15 protein-coding genes are annotated in these 21,643 nt (G+C 68.6%); 4 read left to right on the plus strand and 11 right to left on the minus strand.

Annotated elements, in window-relative coordinates; all coding sequences use genetic code 11:
- Positions 1-10 precede the first annotated feature (10 nt).
- The 11 genes from HUA78_RS11785 to HUA78_RS11835 form a co-directional block, all read right to left on the minus strand.
- Positions 11-271: a DUF5985 family protein gene (locus HUA78_RS11785; RefSeq protein WP_141641819.1), complete on the minus strand. Its 261-nt coding sequence runs from the start codon at positions 269-271 to the stop codon at positions 11-13.
- Complete coding sequence (locus tag HUA78_RS11790; protein ID WP_141641820.1) at positions 264-668, minus strand: hypothetical protein; 405 nt, start codon at positions 666-668, stop codon at positions 264-266. Before HUA78_RS11790 ends, HUA78_RS11785 begins: the two co-directional genes overlap by 8 nt.
- A 30-nt stretch (positions 669-698) precedes the next feature.
- The gene (locus HUA78_RS11795; RefSeq protein ID WP_174476295.1) at positions 699-1,805 is read right to left on the minus strand and encodes a two-component system response regulator; all 1,107 of its coding nucleotides are present in this window, start codon (positions 1,803-1,805) and stop codon (positions 699-701) included.
- Positions 1,802-2,356, minus strand: coding sequence for a chemotaxis protein CheB (locus tag HUA78_RS11800; protein WP_174459954.1), 555 nt, complete (start codon positions 2,354-2,356; stop codon positions 1,802-1,804). The genes HUA78_RS11795 and HUA78_RS11800 overlap by 4 nt, the downstream gene beginning before the upstream one ends.
- Positions 2,353-3,186, minus strand: coding sequence for a CheR family methyltransferase (locus tag HUA78_RS11805; protein WP_174476296.1), 834 nt, complete (start codon positions 3,184-3,186; stop codon positions 2,353-2,355). Before HUA78_RS11805 ends, HUA78_RS11800 begins: the two co-directional genes overlap by 4 nt.
- Positions 3,183-9,086: a HAMP domain-containing protein gene (locus HUA78_RS11810; protein WP_174476297.1), complete on the minus strand. Its 5,904-nt coding sequence runs from the start codon at positions 9,084-9,086 to the stop codon at positions 3,183-3,185. The genes HUA78_RS11805 and HUA78_RS11810 overlap by 4 nt, the downstream gene beginning before the upstream one ends.
- 180 nt (positions 9,087-9,266) lie before the next feature.
- A complete protein-coding gene (locus tag HUA78_RS11815) occupies positions 9,267-10,088 on the minus strand; it encodes a hypothetical protein (RefSeq protein WP_174457436.1) in 822 nt (273 codons plus the stop codon).
- A 23-nt stretch (positions 10,089-10,111) separates the two neighbouring features.
- A complete protein-coding gene (locus HUA78_RS11820; protein ID WP_141641826.1) occupies positions 10,112-10,486 on the minus strand; it encodes a two-component system response regulator in 375 nt (124 codons plus the stop codon).
- A gap of 25 nt (positions 10,487-10,511) precedes the next feature.
- Positions 10,512-11,987: an ATPase domain-containing protein gene (locus HUA78_RS11825; protein WP_174457437.1), complete on the minus strand. Its 1,476-nt coding sequence runs from the start codon at positions 11,985-11,987 to the stop codon at positions 10,512-10,514.
- A 60-nt stretch (positions 11,988-12,047) separates the two neighbouring features.
- The gene (locus HUA78_RS11830; RefSeq protein ID WP_174476298.1) at positions 12,048-12,686 is read right to left on the minus strand and encodes a hypothetical protein; all 639 of its coding nucleotides are present in this window, start codon (positions 12,684-12,686) and stop codon (positions 12,048-12,050) included.
- Positions 12,683-13,279, minus strand: a complete 597-nt coding sequence (locus HUA78_RS11835) for an RNA polymerase sigma factor (protein WP_141641829.1) — start codon at positions 13,277-13,279, stop codon at positions 12,683-12,685. The genes HUA78_RS11830 and HUA78_RS11835 overlap by 4 nt, the downstream gene beginning before the upstream one ends.
- A gap of 228 nt (positions 13,280-13,507) precedes the next feature.
- On the opposite strand from HUA78_RS11835, the gene HUA78_RS11840 reads away from it, so the two are divergent.
- From HUA78_RS11840 to HUA78_RS11855, 4 genes are read left to right on the plus strand one after another with little or no spacing between them, the layout of a single operon-like run.
- Positions 13,508-15,154 carry a SulP family inorganic anion transporter gene (locus HUA78_RS11840; RefSeq protein WP_174464959.1) on the plus strand — a complete coding sequence of 549 codons (1,647 nt, stop codon included), beginning with the start codon at positions 13,508-13,510 and terminating at the stop codon, positions 15,152-15,154.
- 9 nt (positions 15,155-15,163) lie between these two features.
- Positions 15,164-18,745: a DUF2309 domain-containing protein gene (locus HUA78_RS11845; RefSeq protein ID WP_174459961.1), complete on the plus strand. Its 3,582-nt coding sequence runs from the start codon at positions 15,164-15,166 to the stop codon at positions 18,743-18,745.
- Positions 18,732-20,087, plus strand: a complete 1,356-nt coding sequence (locus HUA78_RS11850; RefSeq protein ID WP_174476299.1) for an NADH-quinone oxidoreductase subunit L — start codon at positions 18,732-18,734, stop codon at positions 20,085-20,087. The genes HUA78_RS11845 and HUA78_RS11850 overlap by 14 nt, the downstream gene beginning before the upstream one ends.
- On the plus strand, positions 20,084-21,526 hold the full coding sequence (locus tag HUA78_RS11855; protein WP_174476300.1) for a proton-conducting transporter membrane subunit: 1,443 nt from the start codon (positions 20,084-20,086) through the stop codon (positions 21,524-21,526). The genes HUA78_RS11850 and HUA78_RS11855 overlap by 4 nt, the downstream gene beginning before the upstream one ends.
- Positions 21,527-21,643 lie beyond the last annotated feature (117 nt).

The following is a 21,643-nucleotide window of genomic DNA, read 5'->3' on the forward strand; positions in this document are numbered from 1 at the left end:
GCGAGCTACCTCACGAGGCGTCCCAGATGAGGCCGAACAACAGGATGGAGACACTGGCCAACGTGGCCAGCAGGCGCGGCATGTACAGGTCGATGGTGGTCGGCAGAATCACCAGGTCCACGAAGAGCAGCACGTTGCTGACCGCCATGCCCACGAAGCACAGCCCGCTCCACAGGAGCAGTCGGGACTGGCTGCTCTTCCAGGCGCGCAGCAATAGCACCGCGCACGCCACGCTGGTCAAGGCACAGAGGATGTAGACCGCCTCAGCCATGGTCGCCGTCCTTGTCCTTCTTGAGCACGAAGGCTTCCGCGAAGCCCCGGACCTTGTCCAACGGCCGGGAGAAGATGAAGGAGATGACCGTCACCCGCCGCGCACCGTACACCGCCGCCAGCTCCGTCACCGCCTGCACGTCTTCGGAACTCTCGGGACTGAAACGATAGACGGGCACGGCTCCGCCGTCGCTCACCAGCAACCTGCTCGCGGTGAGGTCCGCCAGCCTCGCGGCCGCGGAGGGTTCTGTGATGCGCAGCTCCAGGCTCACCGATGACGCGGTCCACTCCCGTCCCGGCTGGGCACGGAGCAAGAGAAGCACCTCCAGCTTCTCCAGCGAGTCGATATGCGTCGTGATGAAGCGCTGGACCCGCGGGGGTAGTCCGGCGTCGCTCACGAAGCCAACATGCTCCCGTTATTTTGTGCGTCAACCTTTTCCCGCACGGGGGTGTTCAGCTTCGGTCGCGGGGAGGTCCTTCGGCTGGTCGCTCCGCATCGTGGGGAGCGGGCCCTGTGCGGCCTCCTGCTCCGTCGGCGTGGAGACGGGGGGCACCAGGTGTCGCAGGCCCTCGACGAGCTGCTGTGTGGCGCTGGGGCCCGTCACATCGAGGAGCGCGAGCAGCACCGTCTCCGGATGCCCGTACATCTTCGGCAACAGCGTGCTGTAGGCGCGCACCGAGCCCCGCTGCTCGCCCAGCTCCCAGTCCACGTGAAGCCCGTGGAGTGTCTCGCCCCGGGCCGCGCGCATCAGCGGCTGCGCATCCTGGGGCAAGGGGTCGCCATCGCGTCCCCGGACGATGACGCCTTCATGCAGGCCTGGGGCTTCGCGATACGCCAGACATCCGCCGGCCAGTCCCTGGGCGGCCCGGTTGGCCAGCAGGGTGTGGCCGCTGCCCGGCTCCACCAGGGCCAGGGGCGTGGGCAGCGCGGCGAGCACGGCCTCCAGCCAACGCTGCTGGTTGCGGTGCGACTCCATCTCCCGTCGCAGGTGCTCCTCGCGCGTCCGGGTCCGCTCCGCCTCCATGCGCCGGTGGGCTTCCGCCAATTCGCCCTCGTGCTCGCGCCGCTGCGTCTCGCGCAGCGCCTCCGCCTGACGCCGCACCAGCTCCGTCTTGCGGAACAGGTCCACGAAGACGCCCACCTTGGAGCAGAGGATTTCCGGCTCGTAGGGCTTGAGCAGGTAGTCCACCGCGCCCACCGCGTACGCGCGCAGCTCCGGGAGCTGGCCGCGCGACAAGGCGGTGAGGAAGAGGATGGGCGTGTTGCGGCTGCGCTCGCGCTCGCGGATGAGGCTCGCCGTCTCGAAGCCGTCCATGCCCGGCATGACGACATCCAGGAGGATGGCGGCGAAGTCCTGGGTGAGAAGATGGCGCAGCGCCTCACGGCCACTTCGCGCGGAGACCAGCTTCTGCCCCAGCGGGGCCAGCGTCGCCTCCAGCGCCAGCAGCCCCTCCGGCTGGTCGTCCACCAGGAGGATGTGGACGGGCTCCATGGAGAACACGGGGCCGCGCTCGCGCGAGGGCGCGGCGCTCATGGCTGCACCCGGCCGCGCGACACATAGGCCAGTCGCGTCAGCCACCCTCCCACCTCGGCGAGAGACAGGCGCTCCACCTCGCCCTCCTGTCCCTCGCCGCCGTCGGACTCGCCCATCACCACCGCCACGCGTCCGCCCCGGCCCCGCAGGAAGCTCAAGCCCTCCTGGCCGTCGTCGTGGCCGGAGAAGAGCAGCCCCGCGGCCGCGGCGCCGTAGCTGTCCGCCGCGGACTCGAAGAGGGCGTCGATGGCGGGGCGGCAGCCGTGCTCCGGCGACTCCACGGACAGCGCCACGCAGCCCCGGTCCACCAGCAGGTGGTAGCCCCAGGGCGCCAGGTACACGCGCCCCGGCACCAGGTCCTCCTTGTCATCCGGCTCCACCACGGGCAGCGCGCAGCGGCGCGCCAGCGGCGCGGCCAGCACGTCATGCGGCCCCCGGTGCAGTACGACGACGACGGGCGCCGGCAGGTGCGCCGGCAGTTGGGAGAGCAGCGTCTCCACGTCCGCGCCCGCGCTCCGGGGCGCCCCCACCACCAGCAGCCCCACGCTCATGACACCCTCCGGAAGATGCGACCGCTGCCTTCCAGCTCCTCGTAGGCGGCGACGTGTGGAGTACGCACCACCGACTCCTTGCGCCCCAGACACAGGAAGCCGAAGCGGGCGAGGCTCTCGTACAGCCGCGAGTGCACCCGGTTGTGCAGGGCGCGATTGAAGGACAGCAGCGTGTCCCGACACACGATGACGTGGAACTCGTTGAACGAGCCGTCGATGGTCAGGTTGTGCTGGGTGAAGAAGATGCCGTCGCGCAGCCTGGGGTGGAGCAGCGCCCAGTTGCCGTCGCGGGTGTAGGAGTCGGACAGCGAGCCCCGCCCACCCGACTCCGCGTGGCGGCGCGCGTCGTCCTCGCCGGGCAGGGGCAGCACGCCGGTGCGAGCGTCCGCCAGCAGTCCCTCGCTGGCATCGGACGCATAGAGCCGGCAGCGGCTCCACAGGCCCTCCTCGTGCAGGAGGATGGCCAGGGCATAGGTGTCCTCACCGGTGCCGCAGCCCGCGTGCCAGACGCGCACGGACGGCCAGGTGCGCAGCACGGGCACCACACGCGTGCGGAAGTCTCGGAAGAAGGCCGCGTCCGAGAAGAGTCCGGGCGGCGTGCTGGAGAGCGCGCGCAGCAGTCCCTCCAGCGCCTCGCCGTCGTGCAGCACGCGGGCCTGGAGCGCGGAAAAGGACTCCAGGCGTTCCTCGCGCAGGTGGCGCCGCAGCCGCCGCAGCAACTGCGGCCGGGAGTGGCTGCGCAAATCGAAGCCCCAGTGTCGGGCCACGCCCTCCAGGAGCAGGTCCGCCTCCAGGGCCTCCAGCGCCGCGACCGAAGCGCCCGCGCTCACCCGGAGACCTCCGTGCGTGAGCCACGCGCCTGGGCGCCTCGCGGCGCGTGCAGCCACACGCGCAGCAGGCTGAGCAGCTTTTCGATATCCACCGGCTTGGTGATGTAGTCGGACGCGCCCGCCTCCAGGCACTTCTCCCGGTCCCCCTTCATCGCCTTCGCGGTGAGGGCGAGAATCGGCAGGTGCGCCACGCGCTCCATGCGGCGGATGGCGCGCATGGCCTGATAGCCGTCCATCTCCGGCATCATCACGTCCATCAACACCAGCTCGATGTCCGCGTCCTTCTCCAAGAGCCCCAGCCCCTCGCGCGCGCTCTCCGCGAAGGCCACCTTCATGCCGTAGCGCTCCAGCACGGTGTTGAGGGCGAAGATGTTGCGCACGTCGTCGTCCACCACCAGCACCTTGCGGTTGACCAGCAACGGGTCTCTCTCGCGCGCCTTCTCCAGCATGCGGCGCTTGGACTCCGACAGGTTGGCGGGCGAGCGGTGCAGGAACAGGCTCGTCTCCTCCAAGAGGCGCTCGGGACTCTGCGCGTCCTTGACGACGATGGCCTCCGCCACGCGGCGCAGCTCCGTCTCCTGCGCGCGCGACAGCTCGCGGCCCGTGTAGACGATGATGGGCGGTCCCCCCGCGCCATGCACGTCGCGCACGCGGCGGATGAGCTCCGTGCCGGGCAGGTCCGGCAGGCCCAGGTCCAACACCATGCAGTCGAACCTGCGCTCCGCCAGCGCGGCCAGCGCGTCCGCCGCTGTGCCCACCGCCACCGTCTGCACGTCCTCGCTGCCCAGGAGTTCCTGCAGCGTCTGTCGGTGGACGGCGTCGTCCTCGACGATGAGCAGGCCCCGGCCCTTGCGCTCCACGAAGTCGCGCAGGGAGGCCAGCGCCGCGGCTGCGGCATCCGGGTCTGCCGCCGCGCGCAGGTGGCCGATGGCGCCCAGGTTGAGCGAGCGCTCGCGGTGGTCCTCGTCGGACACCGTGTACACGGGCAGCGCGCGAGTGCCCGCGTCGTGCTTGAGCCTGTCCAGCACCACCCAGCCCGCCATCTCCGGCAGGTCCAGGTCCACCGCCACCGCCACCGGCCGCGCGTTGCGCACGGCGTCCAGCGCGCCCTCCACCTCCGTGGAGACAAGCACCTTGAAGCCCGCCCCCTGCGCGGCCGCTCGCAGCCGCGCCGCGTGTTCGGCGGCGTGGGTCACCGCGAGCAGCACCCTGTCACCGGGCTGGATGGAGCCCCGGTCGTCGTCGATGCCCAGCGACGCCAGCGAGACGGGGGGCGTCACTTCCTCGATGTGGAGCGGCGGCACCAGGGAGGCCGTGTGGGCCAGGGCGGTGGCCGCGGGCACGGGCCGCGAGGAGTCCTGTCCCGGACGGTCCGCGACGAAGTCGAGCGGCAGGTACAGGGTGAAGACGCTGCCCTGGCCCGGCTCGCTCTCCAGTCGGATTTCGCCACCGAGCAGCCTCGCGATTTCACGGCTGATGGACAGGCCCAGGCCGGTGCCGCCGTACTTGCGCGCGGTGGAGCCGTCGGCCTGCTGGAACGCCTCGAAGATGATGTGGTGTTTGTCCTTGGGGATGCCGATGCCCGTGTCTCGCACGGAGAAGGACACCACCGAGGGCGCGGTGGAGAGCACCGGGTGGTCCGCCGTCCAGCCACCCCGCGCCATGCCGATGTCGAGCGACACGGAGCCGGACTCGGTGAACTTGAAGGCGTTGGACAGGAGGTTCTTGAGCACCTGCTGGAGCCGCTTGGCGTCCGTCTCCACCTCGCCCGCCATGCCCGGCGTCAGGTCGATGTCGAACTGGAGGCCCTTCTTGTCCGCCACCTGCCGGAAGGTGCGGTCCACGAACTCGCGCAGGTCGCTGAAGCGCAGCGGGCCCACGTCCACCGTCATGGTGCCGGACTCAATCTTCGACAGGTCGAGGATGTCGTTGATGAGTTCCAAGAGGTCCGCACCGGAGGCGTGAATCGTCCGGGCGAACTCCACCTGCCGCCCCGTGAGGTTGCCCTCCACGTTGTCGCTGAGCGTCTGGCTGAGTATGAGCAGCGAGTTGAGCGGCGTGCGCAGCTCGTGGCTCATGTTCGCCAGGAACTCCGACTTGTACTTGGACGTCAGGCTGAGCTGCTCCGCCTTCTCCTCGAGCGCGCGCTTGGCCTGCTCGACTTCGCCGTTCTTCCGCTCCACCTCCGTCTTCTGCTCGGAGAGCAGCTTCGCCTTCTCCTGAAGCTCCTCGTTGGTGCGGCGCAGCTCCTCCTGCTGACGCTTGAGCAGCTCCTCGGACTGCTGGAGCGACGTGGCCTGCTGCTCCAGGCGCTTGTTCGTCTCCGTCAACTCCTCCTGCTGCTTGCGCAATTCGTCGGTGAGCGCCTGCGACTGCTTGAGCAGCGCCTCCGTGCGCATGTTCGCGGCGATGGTGTTGAGGACGATGCCGATGGACTCCGTGAGCTGCTCCAGGAAGCCCAGGTGCACGTCGCTGAAGCGATGGAACGAGGCCAGCTCGATGACGGCCTTGATTTCCCCTTCGAAGAGCACCGGCAGCACGACGATGTTGCGCGGAATTTCTTCGCCCAGGCCGGAGGAGATGCGGATGTAGGTGTCCGGCACGTCCGACAGGAGGATGGGTTCCTTCTCCAGCGCGCACTGGCCGACCAGCCCCTCGCCCAGCCTGAAGGAATTGGAGAGCCCCTTGCGCTCCCGGTACGCGTAGGACGCCAGGAGCTTGAGAATCTGCTCTCCGGCCTCGGCGCGGTCGGAGATGTAGAAGACGCCGTGCTGCGCGTCCACCAGCGGCGCCAGCTCCGACAGGATGACCTTGGACACCGTGAGCAAATCCCGCTGCCCCTGGAGGACGCGGGTGAACTTGGCCAGGTTCGTCTTCAGCCAGTCCTGCTCCGTGTTCTTCCGCGTGGTGTCCTTCAGGTTGCGGATCATCTCGTTGATGTTGTCCTTCAGGGCGGCCACTTCGCCCTGCGCGGACACGGTGATGAACCGCGTGAGGTCACCCTTCGTCACCGCCGTGGCCACCTCGGCGATGGCGCGCACCTGCGTCGTCAGGTTCGCGGCGAGCTGATTCACGTTGTCGGTGAGGTCGCGCCAGATGCCGGCCGTGCCGGGCACGCGCGCCTGTCCGCCCAGCTTCCCTTCGATGCCCACCTCGCGGGCCACCGTCGTCACCTGGTCCGCGAACACCGCCAGCGTGTCAATCATGCCGTTGATGGTGTCCGCCAGCTCGGCGATTTCCCCCTTCGCGTCCACGACGAGCTTGCGCTTCAAGTCACCGTTGGCGACCGCCGTCACCACCTTGGCGATGCCGCGCACCTGCGTGGTGAGATTGGACGCCATGGAGTTCACGTTGTCCGTGAGGTCCTTCCACGTACCGGCGACACCCTTCACCTCCGCCTGTCCGCCCAGCTTTCCTTCCGTGCCGACCTCGCGCGCGACGCGCGTCACCTCCGAGGCGAAGGACGAGAGCTGGTCCACCATCGTGTTGATGGTGTTCTTCAGCTCCAGGATTTCACCCTGCACGTCCACGGTGATTTTCTTGGAGAGGTCACCGCGAGCCACCGCCGTCGTCACCTCGGCGATATTGCGCACCTGCGCGGTGAGGTTGGACGCCATGGAGTTCACGTTGTCCGTGAGGTCCTTCCATGTGCCGGCCACGCCCTTCACGATGGCCTGGCCACCCAGCTTGCCCTCGGTGCCGACCTCGCGCGCCACGCGCGTCACCTCGGACGCGAACGAGTTGAGCTGGTCCACCATCGTGTTGATGGTGTTCTTCAGCTCCAGAATCTCGCCGCGCACATCCACCGTGATTTTCTTGGACAGGTCTCCATTCGCCACCGCCGTCGTCACCTCGGCGATGTTGCGCACCTGAGCCGTCAGGTTGGAGGCCATGGAGTTCACGTTGTCCGTGAGGTCCTTCCACGTCCCACCGACGCCGCGCACCACGGCCTGACCGCCCAGCTTTCCTTCCGTGCCGACCTCGCGCGCCACGCGAGTCACCTCGGACGCGAACGAGTTGAGCTGGTCCACCATCGTGTTGATGGTGTTCTTCAATTCCAGAATCTCGCCGCGCACGTCGACGGTGATTTTCTTCGACAGGTCTCCGCGGGCCACCGCCATCGTCACTTCGGCGATGTTGCGCACCTGCGACGTGAGGTTGGACGCCATCGAGTTCACGTTGTCGGTGAGGTCCTTCCACGTGCCACCGACACCACGCACCACGGCCTGTCCACCCAGCTTGCCCTCGGTGCCGACCTCCTTCGCGACGCGCGTCACCTCCGAGGCGAACGACGAGAGCTGGTCCACCATCGTGTTGATGGTGTTCTTCAACTCCAACACCTCGCCGCGCGCATCCACGGTGATTTTCTTCGACAGGTCGCCCTTGGCCACGGCCGTCGTCACGTCCGCGATGTTGCGCACCTGCGCGGTGAGGTTGGAGGCCATGGAGTTCACGTTGTCCGTGAGGTCCTTCCATGTGCCACCCACGCCGCGCACCACGGCCTGTCCACCCAGCTTGCCCTCGGTTCCGACTTCACGCGCGACGCGAGTCACCTCCGAGGCGAACGAGTTGAGCTGGTCCACCATCGTGTTGATGGTGTTCTTCAGCTCCAGGATTTCACCCTGCACGTCCACGGTGATTTTCTTGGAGAGGTCTCCATTGGCCACCGCCGTCGTCACCTCGGCGATGTTGCGCACCTGCGACGTCAGGTTGGACGCCATGGAGTTCACGTTGTCGGTGAGGTCCTTCCACGTGCCGGCGACACCCTTCACCACGGCCTGACCGCCCAGCTTGCCCTCGGTGCCGACCTCGCGCGCCACGCGCGTCACCTCGGACGCGAACGAGTTGAGCTGATCCACCATCGTGTTGATGGTGTTCTTCAGCTCCAGAATCTCGCCGCGCACATCCACCGTGATTTTCTTGGACAGGTCTCCATTGGCCACCGCCGTCGTCACCTCGGCGATGTTGCGCACCTGCGACGTCAGGTTGGACGCCATGGAGTTCACGTTGTCCGTGAGGTCCTTCCACGTGCCGCCCACGCCCTTCACCACGGCCTGTCCGCCGAGCTTTCCTTCCGTGCCGACCTCACGCGCCACGCGCGTCACTTCCGAGGCGAAGGACGAGAGCTGATCCACCATCGTGTTGATGGTGTTCTTCAGCTCCAGAATCTCACCGCGCACGTCCACGGTGATTTTCTTGGAGAGGTCGCCCTTGGCCACCGCCGTCGTCACCTCGGCGATGTTGCGCACCTGGGACGTGAGGTTGGACGCCATCGAGTTCACGTTGTCCGTGAGGTCCTTCCACGTGCCGGCGACGCCCTTCACCCGGGCCTGTCCGCCGAGCTTTCCTTCCGTGCCGACCTCGCGCGCCACGCGCGTCACTTCCGAGGCGAACGCGCCCAGCTGCTCCACCATGCCGTTCACCAGGCGGGCGGTGCGCAGGAACTCGCCCTTGAGGGGACGACCGTCCACCTCCAGCGCCATCGTCTGGGACAGGTCGCCCTTGGCCACCGCGCCGATGACGCGGCCCATCTCCGTGGTGGGCTGGACCAGGTCCGCCACCAGCGTGTTCACCGACTCCACGCAGTCCGCCCAGGAGCCCACGGCGCTCGCCACGTTGGCGCGCTGGGTGATGCGGCCCTCCTTGCCCACCCCGCTGCCAATGCGCTCGAACTCGTGCGCCATGCGCTCGTTGAGCTCGATGATTTCGTTGAGCGAGTCGGCCACCTTGCCGGCGTTGCCCACCTTGTCCACGGGCATGCGCACGGAGAAGTCCCCCTTGCGCACGGCGGTCAGCACACGCAGGAGCTGGCGCGAGTCCAGTGTGTCGGAGTCGTCCTCCACGGAGCGCGACGGCGGCGGAGGCGCGGCGCGCCGAGAGACACCCTTCTTCACAGTCATTGAGAGCCCCAGCGCGTTCCCGCGAGCACAGCCCCCTCGGCTGTCGGGAACGGAATGTTTCGGAAGGGCTCCGTTCTCCCGCGACTCTCCGGGCGGGGATAGTCCCCTCGGGAGGGCCGGCTGACAGGCACTCGACACTGCGGCTTCGCTTCGTGAGCCAGCCGACACTTGCCCGCGGGTCTAGTGTCGCAGCCGGGGCACCGGGGCCCGGACATGGACCTCCATGCGCGCATCCCCCGCCACCACGCTGCTCAAGACTTCCTGCTGCTCGGGAGACAGCCGCGCCACGGCCCGCAGCGCGGCCACCAGCAGCAGCGCCTCCACCGAGGACGGCACGCCCACGCCCTCAGGCCCCGTCTTCAGCGGCATGGGCAAGCGGGGCACCCGGCCCGCGGAGGCCAGCGCCTCCACGGCATAGGCCGGCGACGTGTCCAGCGTGACGGCGATGGCGGGCAGCTCCTGCGCCGCATCGGCCTGACCTCGCGCCTGCATCTCCATCAACATCTGGAGCGCGCCCGGCTTGAAGTACAGCGCCAGCCCCGCCCGGCCGTCGTCCATGTTGAAGACACACCCCTCGAAGGTGTGCGTCAGCGGCCCTGAGACCGCCACCTCGAAGGGCTGGCTGTCGTCCCAGTGCGTCCAGGGCCGCGCATCCCAGTACTCGGTCGCCGCCTGGACGAAGAGCAGCGCCTTGTCCGAGCCCAGCGCGGACAACCCTCGCTGTCCCCACGCCAGGAACGTGGCGATGGCCGCGCGCGACGAGAGGGCCGCCGGGGGAGGCTCCGCCACCGCCACGCCCAACACCGCGCCCGCTTCCGCGAGCTGGGGCTCACACCGCACCCCGCCCAGGTCCTCCAGTCCCTCCAGCAACACCCGCAGGCCCGCGGTGTCGTCCTGCTCGAAGACGGGCTGGGACGGCTCGCCAGTCTCGGTGATGCGCAGATAGACCTGCGTGCTCCCTTGAGAGAGCGGCACGGGACCGAGCTTGAGCAGATAGAACATGGGGCCTGTCGGCGGCTTTCGCGTCAGCCGGAGAGAGCGCGCTTGCCGTCCAGGGCCTTGCGGACCTGCTTCATCAGCGCGGGAATGTCGAAGGGCTTCTGGAGGAAGGGAATGCCCGGGTACTGGGCCCGCAAGGCTCCCACGTCCACCGCGCTCATGCACAAGAGCGACACACCGGCCCAGTTCGGTTCCGCGCGGATGCGCTCGATGAGGGCGGGGCCGTCCAGCACCGGCATCATCCAGTCGGTGAGGACCAGGTCCGGACGCAGCTCGCTCATCCGCTCCAGCGCCTCACGGCCATGAGAGGCCGTCAGCACACGGTAGCCCTCCTCCCTCAGGAGGTCCGCGAGGGCTTCCAGGATGCCCTGCTCGTCATCCACCACCAGGACCGTCTCCATACGGGCGGGCTTCACTCCTCACGAATCAGGGATGGCCACCGGTCCGATGTCGGGCAAGGCCCGTCAACAGGGTGTCCAGGGCAACGTCGAAGGGAGGCAGCACCTCGATTCCTTGTCGGGAGATACGGAACTCCCGGATGGACGGGTCGTAGTCGGTGTCCCGCAGCTTGAAGATGGTCAGCAGGCGGCGAAGGCGCCCCTCCAGCTCGACGTGCCTGAGGAAGAAGAGGTTCTCCGCCACGGCGGAGGGGCCGACTTCCAGCGGCACATCGAGCGCGGGCCCGAAGAGGCGGGGCGTCTCCAGGCTGAAGATGGTCGTCGCGTACGACAGGCGCAGCTCCTGGGTGAGCGCCGCGAAGAACGACGCCATCCGCGCGCTGTCCGGCGCGGCCTGGCTCATCGCGCTCAACCCATCCACGAACACCCGTGTCACCTGGTGCCGCCGCACCGCGCTCAAGAGTTGGTCCGCCAGCACATCCAGGATGGATTCAGCGGGGGGTTGCCAGAGGATGTGCATCCTCCCGTCCTTGACCGCCCCACCCATGTCCATGCCGGCGGCAGCCGCCTTGTGGAGCAGCCGTTCGGGCGACTCATAGAAGCCCATGTACAAACAGCGCTCACCCTGCTTCAGCCCCTCGGCGAGCAAGCTGCTTCCCATCAGCGTCTTGCCACTGCCCGGAGGCCCGAGCATCAGCGACGTGGAGCCCTTGGCCAGCCCACCCGGGAAGAGCGCATCCATCGACGGGATGCCGAAATGCACCCGCTCGCTCCCCGGGTCCGGCGGCGGGGTGCGCCGCATGCGCGCCTCCAGCCGGGGAAAGACCTCCAGCCCATCATTGGAGATGCGGAAGGTGTGCACGCCGCTCAGGGTGGCGCCGCCCCGGAACTTGCGCACCTGGAGCTCTCGCCACGAGCGCACGCCCAGGGTGCGCTCGCGCAACTCCAGGATGCCGTCCACCATGGTGTATTCCGGATGGACGGTGGGGCCGTTGGAGCTGGTGAGCATCAGCGCGGTGAAGCGGGACAGGCCCGCGGACACCTGCAGCTCGTGGATGAACTTCTTGAAGTCGCGACTGCTGCCGGCCGCCTCCTGCGCCTGCACCAGACCGTCCAACACCAGGATGCTGGTGTTGTGGTTGCGCACCTCGCGCCGCAGCAACTCCAGCAGGCCGGGCAGGCCCTGCTCCTCCAGCGTGCGGAAGCCGCTGACGTAATAGACACTCTCGGGCAGTAGCGCGGAGTCGAAGAACGCCATGTCGCGCATGTTGGCGAGCATGCGAGCGTGCGACTCGGCCAGCAGCGTGACGTAGAGGCACCGCGCCCCTCCACGTCCCTGGTGGTAGCAGAGCTGGTTGGCGAAGAGCGTCTTGCCCGCCCCGGGCTCACCCACGACGATGTAGACACCCGAGGTGACGAGGCCACCACCCAGCACGCCGTCGAGGCCGGGCACGCCAGTGGTCACGCGCGCGTCCTGCCGCGGCGCTTGCTCGGAAGGAGACATGGACGGGCTCATACCGCAAAACCCGTCGTCCGCGCCCCTGGATTGGTTACAGGGTTCGACTCAGGGGGGACCGGCCTGGTCGGCGACCACCACGAAGTGCTCCTGGACGTGCCGCACATCCGAGGCGTGCGACACCCGGAACTCGTAGCGGCCCGGCTTGTCGATGCGCACGCGCAGGGGCGTGGCGGCGGCTCCGGTCCGCGCGGTGAATTCGTGCACGCAGCGGGCCTCGTCGCAGTCCACCTTCGCGAGCGAGGGCGCATCTCGCAGCCGGGGATGGAAATCCAGCGGGGGCGGCGTCTCGAGCCAGACGGTGGCGGGCTCTCCGGAGTGGACGCCGTGGGCCCAGGGCAACTCCAGCCAGCCGGCTCCATCGCCTGGAAGTCGAAAGGCGACCTCCCTCGCGGGCAGGAGTTCAGGGCTCAAGGGTCCACTCGCATCCCCTCGCGCGAGCAGCAGCAGGGCCACCGCGCCCGCCAGCGCCGCGCCCACCAGCACGCGCGCGGCGGGATGGTGCGACAGGGCTCGATGGGAAGGTGACTGCGTTGGCTCGCGCCCACGGGAGTGCTCGGCCCGGATGAGCGCGGCCTGGAGCCGGGCCCGCAGGTGGGGCGAGGGCTTCTCGCCCCGAAGCGCCTCCAGCGCCGCGCGGACCTCGTCGGCAAGTGGCGGTGGCCTGCCCTCATCCTCGGTGCTCATGGACGGCCTCCCTCGCTGACGGTCTGAGCCTGACGGCTGGAGGCCGCCGTGAACAACACGCCCAGGCGCGCCCGGCCTCGGGAGTGTCGACTCTTCACCGTGCCCAGGGGCAGCGCGAGCACTCGCGCCACCTCCTCGTAGTCCAGGTCCTCCACGTCACACAGCAGCACCACCAGCCGGAACTTCTCCGGCAGCGCGTGCAGACACGCCAGCACCAACTCCGCCTCCTCGGCGCCGCACAGCCGTGCTTCCGGGTCCGGCTGCTCGGTTCCGCCCTCGAAGAGAGAGCCCAGCACCGACGAGGCTCCTTCCAGCACCGAGTCCAACAGCGAGCGACGCCGCGCCTGCGTGCGCCGGTTCTCCAGGAACTGGTGTCGCGCGATGCCACACAACCAGCCCAGCCACGAACCCGAGTCTCGCGAATCCCAGTTCAGGAAGGCCCGCACCAGCGAGTCCTGGAGCAGGTCCTCCGCCTCCTGCCGGCTGCGACACAAGGCCAGGCAGAAGCGATGGAGCCGGGGCAACAGCGGCTCCACCACGACCTCGAATCGCTCTCGCGCACCGAGCTCCGCGGGCGACTCACTCTGTTTCATTTTCAATCCAGACACGACACCGCCCACGAACCCATCCCCCAAGAAACCAAGACATCCCAGACGGGTGATGACCTGCTCATAAAGAGCGCGTCCCGCATCAGCCGTAAAAACGCGAAGTAAAGCAAGTCCGGGAACCGGGGCGCGTCTCGTTCCATCTCTCGCTGTCGAGGGGGCTGGGCTCGCGCTGGGAGGCGATGTCCGCCCGTGTACACGGGAGGCCGTGACGTCATGCGAGGCTCGCAGTCCAATGTCAGTCATTCTCATGGAACCCCGGGGCAGGCTTCCTGGAAGCAGGACTTCGTCGCGGGCTTCCTCGTCTTCCTGCTCGCGTTGCCCTTGTGTCTGGGTATCGCGATGGCGAGCGGCTTTCCGCCCGTGGCGGGCATCCTCACGGCGGTGGTGGGCGGAGTGCTGTCGACGTGGGTGGGCAGCGCGCGGCTGACCATCAAGGGCCCGGCCGCGGGGCTCATCGTCATCGCGCTCGGGGCGGTGACGGAGCTGGGCGGAGGGGACGCGGTGCTCGGCTACCGGCGCGCGCTGGCGACCATCGTGGTGGCCGCGTGCCTTCAAGTGCTCTTCGCGGTGCTGCGCGCTGGGAGGCTGGGGGACCTGTTCCCCTCGGCGGTGGTGCACGGGATGCTCGCGGCCATCGGCGTCACCATCTGCGCCAGACAGCTCCACGTGCTGCTCGGGGTGTCACCCGTGGCGCGGACGCCCCTGGGGTTGCTGGCGGAGGTGCCGAGCAGCGTGGCGCGGCTGAACCCGGAGATTGCCCTCATCGGAGGGCTCAGCCTCCTGTTGCTGTTCGGCCATGCGGCGCTCTCCCAGCGGGTGGCGTGGCTCAAGCGGGTGCCGGCGCCCCTGCTGGTGCTGGCCGTCGCTGTACCGCTGGCGCTCGGGTTCGACCTGGAGCACGCGCACACGTTCACGTTCTCCCATGCCGTCTTCTCGGTGGGGCCGAGCCATCTGGTGAACCTGCCGAGCAACCTGCTCGCGGCCATCACCTTCCCGGACTTCTCCGCCGTGCCGAGCGCGCTGGGGCTCAAGTACGTGGTGATGTTCGCGTTGGTGGGCAGCGTGGAGTCGCTGTTGACGGTGAAGGCGGTGGACCTGCTGGCCCCGGAGCAGCGCCGCTCGGATTTGGACAAGGACTTGTTGGCCACGGGCCTGGGCAATCTGGTGGCGGGGTTGCTGGGCGGGCTGCCGATGATTTCAGAGGTGGTGCGCAGCTCCGCCAACCTGGGCTACGGAGCGAGGAGCCGGCTGTCGAACTTCTTCCACGGCGTGTTCCTGTGGGGGTTCGTGGCCTTCGCGCCAGGACTCATCCACCGCATTCCGTTGGCCGCGCTCGCGGGGATGCTCATCTTCACGGGCGTCCGACTCGCGTCGCCGGGTGAGCTGGTGAAGGCGTACCGGATTGGTGCGGAGCAAGTGCTCATCTTCTGCTTCACGCTCATCGTCACGCTGGCCACGGACCTGCTGGTGGGCGTGGCCTCGGGCATCGTCCTGAAGGCGGGCGTGCATCTGCTCAATGGGGCTTCACCGAGGGAGCTCTTCCGACCCGACATCCAGGAGCAGGTGGGCGCGGACCAGGTGGTGCTGCGGGTGCGGAGCGCGGCGGTGTTCACCAACTTCCTGACGTTCAAGAAGCTGCTGAACCGGCACGCTCTCGTCCGGCTCATCGAGGTGGACCTGACGGAAGCCCGCCTCGTGGACCACACGGTGATGCAGCGGCTGCACGAGCTGGAGGCGGAGTTATCGCGGGAGGGGCGACAGCTTCGAGTGCTCGGGTTGGAGCAACACCGGGGAATGTCCTCGCATCCGCTGTCCGCGCGGAAGAAGGCGCCGAGCGGCAACCTGGGGCTCACGCCCTGAGGGGACACCATGAGCCATGCTCCCTGTCCCACTTCGTCCCCGTCCCCGGAGGACCGGGGTTCAAGGCTGCGCGCCGCGTTGGCCGGCGCCAGCCACGTCCTTCCCGCGCAGGGGCCCATCGGCGTGTTCGTGCACCACAACACGCTGCACGCGTATCAACACCTCCCGTTCCACGAGGCAGTGGCCACCGCGAGCAAGACGTTCGGCGCGGAGGGGTATCTGTCCGAGGCGCGCTTTCTTGAGCTGTACCGGCGAGGCCGCATCACCGACGAGGACTTGCGAGCAGTGCTCGCTGAGCCCGAGCACCGCGTGCCGCCATGTCCTTTCTCCGCCGATGCGGAGAGACAGAGCGCCGCACTCACGGCGCAGGACGCGGCTCCCGCCGAGCAAGCGGCGCGGTTCGCGGACTCAACGAAATGGGGTGCCTTCGTCACCGACGAGCCATGCTCGGCGCAGGCGGTCGCGGCCCCAACAGAACAGGCTGTCCACTTCACCCTCGAGCCAGGCCTGGCACCGGCCGCGCGGCGAGACGCACGCGCACCCGCGTCGAGACTTTTACGAGACGCGCAATCGGTGCTGGGAGGCTTGCCGCCACGCGCCCCCATGGAGCTGATGCGGCTCGCCCTGCTCCACCCCGTGGAAGTGGAGTCGGAGGCGTCACTGCGCTGGAAGCTGGAGGAGCACTCCGCCGCGTACCGCCTTCGAGCGGACCTCTCTCCGACGACGCGTCACGCGCTGCTGGAGCGCTCAGCCCAGGGGCTGCGCATCTGGATGGACCGGGTGGGACGCGGCTGGACGATGACGGAGCTGGCGTGCGCGCTGCTCGGTCCCGATGTGGGGTCCACCGTTCGCGCGGTGGCGAGCCACGTCCCCCGTCCTCTTCCCGTGGACGTGGCGCTGCGACTGCTGGGCATCCCCGCAGCCTGTGCGAGCGCGTATGTCGACCGGGTCTCCGCCCTGCTCGATGGAGAGACCTCGTTCACGAGGGAAGGCTGGTTGAGCGCGGAGGCGTCCTGCGTCACTTCGGCGCTGGCCTCGGCCTTCGGAGGTGATGGGAGCCTGGGCTCACTCCGTGAGCGCATGGAGACCAATCCCGAGCCCTTCGCGGTGAGCGCCCTCTGGTCCAGTTGCCGCACGCCGCTGCTGACGACCCAGGGACACGACAAGCCTCCGCTGACGGACGTGCGCAGCCACCGCGAGTTGCTGTGCGAGGCCACGGGCGAGGATGTGAACGACCTGCTTCATCCCCTGCTCATCCGTGCCTGCGCGGCCTTCCTGGACGAAGGCGTCTCGCACTGGAACCTGCCAAGCCGGGAGCACGGCTTCCACGCGGCATGGAGGTCAATGACGTGCGACGGGCTTGGCGCCGCACCGGACTGGCTGGAGGGACTGGAAGACGAACCGTCACTCGCGCCAGAGGATGCCGTACTGGAGGCACTCGACGCGCTGGGTGTTCCCGACGCCGACTGGGAGCCCTATCTCGTCCGCGTGCTGCTCGCGCTGCCGGGCTGGGCGGGGATGTTTCATCGACTGGAGCACCACCCCGGGGACCGCCCCAGTGGAGCACCACCCGCGCGACTGATGGACTTCGTCGCGGTGCGGCTCACCCTGGAACAACATGCACTGCGCGAGGTGGCGAGGCAGCGACTCGACTACAAAGGTCCCCTGTCGGGACTGGCGGAGGCCGCGAGACGCACCATCGAGTCCAGGCGGGTTTCAGCGCGCTCGACATTGGAGGGAAGCTGGCGACTCTTCCAGTGGGCTCAGCTCATGGGCCTGTCCGCGATGGACGTGGCCGAGCTTCCCCTCCGAGCCCGACACGAGCTGCTCACGTGGCTGGAAGCCTTCGACGCCAGCGCGCGCCAACGCGTGTGGCAAGCGGCGTACGAGCATCACTACCGAAGAGACGTCTGTCGAGGTCTCGCGCGCAACCGCCTCCGCCCGGAGTCCGAGCGCACGGTGACGGCAGCGCGCTTCCAGGTGATGTTCTGCATGGACGACCGCGAGGAGTCCTTTCGCCGCCACTTCGAGGAACTGGACGCGCGACACGAGACCTTCGGCATCGCGGGCTTCTTCGGTGTGGCCTTCGACTACCGGGGACTGGACGACGCGGGCCACGTCGCGCTGTGCCCGGTGGTCGTCACCCCGGCACACGTCGTGGAAGAACAAGCGCGACCGGAGCACCAACCCCTCGCGGAAATCCGAGTCAGGCGACGAGGGACGTGGGCACGCCTCGACCAGACGTTGCAGCAGGGCACCCACGCCCTGGAGGTCTCCTGGTTGCTCGTGCCGCTGCTCGGCCTGCTGTCCGCGCTGCTCCTGCCCTGGCAGCTCCTCTTTCCACGCACACTGGGCCGGCTGCGGAGGACCTTCTCCGCGACACTCCTTCCCAGGCCACCCACTCGACTCACGAGCCTGCGCGAGCCAACCGCCCACTGTCCCTCACCCACGCTCAAGCCCCTGGGCTTCACCCTCGACGAGAAGGCGGCGCGCGTGGCCGCGTCACTGGAGAGCCTGGGACTGGTGAAGGACTTCGCGCCGTTGGTGGTGGTGCTCGGCCATGGGGCGGTGAGCGTCAACAATCCCCATCAGGCGGCCTATGACTGCGGCGCGTGTGGCGGTCGGCACGGAGGACCGAACGCACGACTCTTCGCGGAGATGGCCAATCGTCCGGAGGTCCGGGCGAGACTCAGGGAGCGTGGCCTGCACATCCCTGAGACCACCTGGTTCATCGGAGGGCTGCACAACACCACCACCGATGAAGTGTGCCTCCACGACACCGAGGCCCTCCCCGAAGCCCTCCACGGTGAGCTGTCCGCGCTGCGTGCCGCGTTGGACCGGGCCCGCGCACTGTCAGCCCAGGAGCGCTGTCGGCGCTTCGAGTCCGCGCCCCTCGGACTGTCCACCTCCGCGGCGCTCCGGCATGTCGAGGCTCGCGCGGAGGACCTGGGTCAGCCCCGGCCCGAACTGGGGCATGTCACCATCGCCTCCTGCATCGTGGGCCGTCGTGCGCTCACGCGAGGTCTGTTCCTGGACCGGAGGGCGTTCCTCATCTCCTACGACCCGACGCGGGACGCGAGCGGCGAAATCGTCGAGCGCATCCTCCTGGCGGCGGGCCCCGTCGGCGCGGGCATCAGCCTGGAGTACTACTTCTCCTGCGTCGACAACGAGCGCTACGGCTGCGGCACCAAGCTGCCCCACAACCTCACGGGCCTGCTCGGAGTGATGGACGGCGCCGAGAGTGACCTGCGCACGGGGCTGCCTCGACAGATGATTGAAATCCACGAGCCGATGCGATTGCTCCTCGTTGTCGAGGCAAGCACCTCGGTGCTGTCGGCCATCCTCGCGCGACAGCCCACGCTCCACGAACTCATCCATCATCAGTGGGTGCAGCTCGTGAGCGTGGACCCGATGACGGGCGCACAGCATCGCTTCACGCCCTCCGGGTTCCAGTGGCTCGCGACACCTGAGACGTCGTTGCCGGAGGTGGCCTCCTCGCCCCACTGGTACCGAGGCCACCGCGACTTCCTGCCCCCTGCCCTCATTCTCGCGCCGCGCTCCTTCGGAGAAGACCGTCATGCCGCTCCCTGAGCTTCCCGTGGACTGGCTCGCGGCGGCGGTGCCGCTGAGTCCCCTGCTCGCCTTCTTCATCCTCGGAGCGGTGATGCTGCTCCACCGCGCTCCCAGCGAACGCTGGATGGCGCGCTGGGTACTGGGGGCGCTGTGGCTGTCGCTGGCATGTGCGGTGGCCACGGTGCTCCACTGGCACTCCCAACCCGGGAACGTGCAGGTGAGCCTGGGCCCGTGGTTCTCCTCGGGTGAGTCGAGCTTCGAGGTGACACTCCACATTGACCGGTTGTCGGCGACGATGATGCTGATGACGAGCACCCTGACCCTGCTCATCGGCCGCTTCTCGGTGAGCTACCTGCATCGAGAGCCGGGCTTCGCGCGGTTCTTCCTGCTGCTGGCCATGTTCTCCTCGGGGATGTTGTTGCTGGTGGAAGGCGGCAGCCTCGACATGTTGTTCGTGGGCTGGGAGTGGGTGGGGCTCGCGTCGGCGCTGCTCATCGGCTTCTTCCATGAACGGGCCGCACCACTGAGCGCGGGGCTCCGGGCCTTTGGCACCTACCGACTCTGTGACGTGGGCTTGCTGGCGGGGCTGGTGTGGCTGCATCACCTCGCGGGCACGACCGAGTGGACTCACCTCTCCGCGATTCCGTCGACGACGCTGAGCCTGTGTCTGGTGCTGGCGGCCATGGGGAAGTCGGCGCAGTTCCCCTTCAGTGGCTGGCTGCCTCGGGCCATGGAGGGTCCTACGCCGTCCAGCGCGCTGTTCTACGGAGCGCTCTCCGTGCACGCCGGCCCGTACCTGCTGCTGCGCGCGGCACCGCTGCTGGAGCAGGCACCCCTGGCCAGGGGAGCGCTGGTGCTGGTCGGACTTCTCACGGCCCTTCACGCCACCCTGGTGTGGCGGGTGCAGACAGATGTGAAGAGCGCGTTGGCGTATGGCGTGCTGACGCAGGTGGGCTTGCTGTTCGCGGAGGTGGGCCTCGGGCTGTACACGCTCGCGCTGTTCCATCTGGTGGCGCATGCCTGTTTGCGCTGTCTCCAACTCCTCCGAGCACCTTCCGCCCTGAGGGATGTCCAGGCACGGCGCGCTGCGCTCCGAGCTACACGGGCACCCTCCATCGTCACGGCCCACAGGTCGTTACCCACGAGGCTCTACCGCTTCGCACTGGAGCGCTTCGCGCTCGAGGTCCTGACGGAGCGCTGGCTGGTGAAGCCCGTGCTGCGCCTGGGGCACCGGTTGGATGGAGCAGAGCGCCGCTGGATGGACGTGCTCGATGCCGGAGCACCACGCCCGGTTCCTCCCCAACCCGCGTCACGTCCCACCGAGTCCGCATCGAGCAATCCCACCCCGGGGGCCGCATGAGCCCGACGCTTCTCCTGGTCCTCTTGGCGTCACTCCCCCTCGTGGGCGCCTTGTTGCTCACGGTGCCGCGTCAACACACGTCGGCTCGCATCACCGCCACGGGCACCGCGACCCTCACCCTGGGCCTCTCCATCGCGGCGCTGCTCATCGCGGGGCGTGAGACACCTGCCTCCGGAATTCCAGTGCCCTGGCTCGGCGTGACCTGGCGCGTTGGCGTGGACGAAGCGAGCGCGCTCGCGCTGCCATTCACCGCGCTGCTCACCCTCGTCACCATCGTCGCAAGTCCCCGCCACTCCTCCGGCCAGCGGTTCCTCACCGCACTGCTCCTCACCGAGAGCGCCACACTGGGCTTCTTCTGCGTACGCGACCTGCCGCTCCGACTCGGCTTCTTCCTCGCCATGGCGGCCCCTCTGGCGGCACAGCTCGCTCGCGAAGGACGAGCCTGGCGCCCGGTCCGCGCGTACCTGCTCGCAGGCACCCTGCCCCTCATGCTGGCCGTGGCGCTGGTGGGGCTGCTGAGCTGGCACGCGGGAGTTGAGACACCGCGCGACTCGCTCGTCAGAGACCTCCCTCACGGCTGGCGCATGGGACTCTGCACGCTGCTCCTCGTGAGCGTCTGCGCGCGGCTGGCGGTGGTGCCCTTCCATTCCTGGCTGCCCGTCCTGATGACCCGAGGCCCCCTCTGCGTCGGCGTCCTCTGGATGAACCTCGCCGCGAGCCTCCAGTTGCTGACACAAGTCATCCGACCGCTTCTGCCCGCGGAGTGGGCCACCGCGGCTCCCGCGCTGGGAAGCCTGGGAGCCGGCGCCGCGCTCTACGGCGCGCTGCTCGCGCTCGTCCAGGCAGACCTGCGCCGCATGCTGGCCTTCCTCCTCGTGAGTCAGTCCGGCCTGCTGCTCGCGGGCGTGACGCTGGGCGGTCCCACCGGGCTCCCCGGGGCCTGGCTCCAATGTCTGTCCATGGGCCTCACCTTCACGGGCCTGGAGCTCGTCGTCCGCGCCATCGAGGCGCGCACGGGCACCACGAACCTGGACCCACGCAGCGGGCTCACGGTCCGAGCGCCACGCATGGCCACGGTCTTCCTGCTGCTCGGCCTCGCCGCCCTGGGCTTCCCGGGCACGCTCGGCTTCGTGAGCGAGGACCTCCTCCTTCGAGGCACGCTCGGAGCAAATCCCCTGCTCGCGCTGCCGCTGCTGCCGGCGCTCGCTCTCAATGCCATCACGCTCCTGCGAGCCTTCCAGCACACCTTCCTGGGCCCGCGCCGAGTCCCCAGCATGCCTGCTTGCACCGAGGACCTCCTGCCCCGCGAGCGCTGGACGATGCTGACGCTGGTCGCCCTCCTCTGCGTGAGCGGCCTGTGGCCCTCCGTGCTCGCGCATCCATCCATCGCGCCGGGCGCTACTCGTCGCTCTCCGCCTCATTCCATTCCTGGGGATTGAGGACCGCTCCAGGAAACAGGTGACCCCGAAGGCGCCCGCCTCCCTGCCGCGTGCCAATGCGCGAGGGGTGTCTGGCATCACTCGCGGACGTGCCTACCGTCAACCAGAGGCCACGTG

Origin of the sequence: Myxococcus sp. CA033, from assembly GCF_013336625.1 — a bacterium.
Classification (GTDB): Bacteria; Myxococcota; Myxococcia; order Myxococcales; family Myxococcaceae; genus Myxococcus; species Myxococcus llanfairpwllgwyngyllgogerychwyrndrobwllllantysiliogogogochensis.

Excerpts from the sequence above, each read along its gene's own strand:
- HUA78_RS11815 (WP_174457436.1), bottom strand. The coding sequence starts at position 10,088 with ATGTTCTATCTGCTCAAGCTCGGTCCCGTGCCGCTCTCTCAAGGGAGC.
- HUA78_RS11845 (WP_174459961.1), top strand. The coding sequence starts at position 15,164 with ATGAGCCATGCTCCCTGTCCCACTTCGTCCCCGTCCCCGGAGGACCGG.
- HUA78_RS11795 (WP_174476295.1), bottom strand. The coding sequence starts at position 1,805 with ATGAGCGCCGCGCCCTCGCGCGAGCGCGGCCCCGTGTTCTCCATGGAG.
- HUA78_RS11800 (WP_174459954.1), bottom strand. The coding sequence starts at position 2,356 with ATGAGCGTGGGGCTGCTGGTGGTGGGGGCGCCCCGGAGCGCGGGCGCG.
- HUA78_RS11830 (WP_174476298.1), bottom strand. The coding sequence starts at position 12,686 with ATGAGCACCGAGGATGAGGGCAGGCCACCGCCACTTGCCGACGAGGTC.
- HUA78_RS11835 (WP_141641829.1), bottom strand. The coding sequence starts at position 13,279 with ATGAAACAGAGTGAGTCGCCCGCGGAGCTCGGTGCGCGAGAGCGATTC.
- HUA78_RS11785 (WP_141641819.1), bottom strand. The coding sequence starts at position 271 with ATGGCTGAGGCGGTCTACATCCTCTGTGCCTTGACCAGCGTGGCGTGC.
- HUA78_RS11850 (WP_174476299.1), top strand. The coding sequence starts at position 18,732 with ATGCCGCTCCCTGAGCTTCCCGTGGACTGGCTCGCGGCGGCGGTGCCG.
- HUA78_RS11825 (WP_174457437.1), bottom strand. The coding sequence starts at position 11,987 with ATGTCTCCTTCCGAGCAAGCGCCGCGGCAGGACGCGCGCGTGACCACT.
- HUA78_RS11855 (WP_174476300.1), top strand. The coding sequence starts at position 20,084 with ATGAGCCCGACGCTTCTCCTGGTCCTCTTGGCGTCACTCCCCCTCGTG.
- HUA78_RS11840 (WP_174464959.1), top strand. The coding sequence starts at position 13,508 with ATGCGAGGCTCGCAGTCCAATGTCAGTCATTCTCATGGAACCCCGGGG.
- HUA78_RS11820 (WP_141641826.1), bottom strand. The coding sequence starts at position 10,486 with ATGGAGACGGTCCTGGTGGTGGATGACGAGCAGGGCATCCTGGAAGCC.
- HUA78_RS11810 (WP_174476297.1), bottom strand. The coding sequence starts at position 9,086 with ATGACTGTGAAGAAGGGTGTCTCTCGGCGCGCCGCGCCTCCGCCGCCG.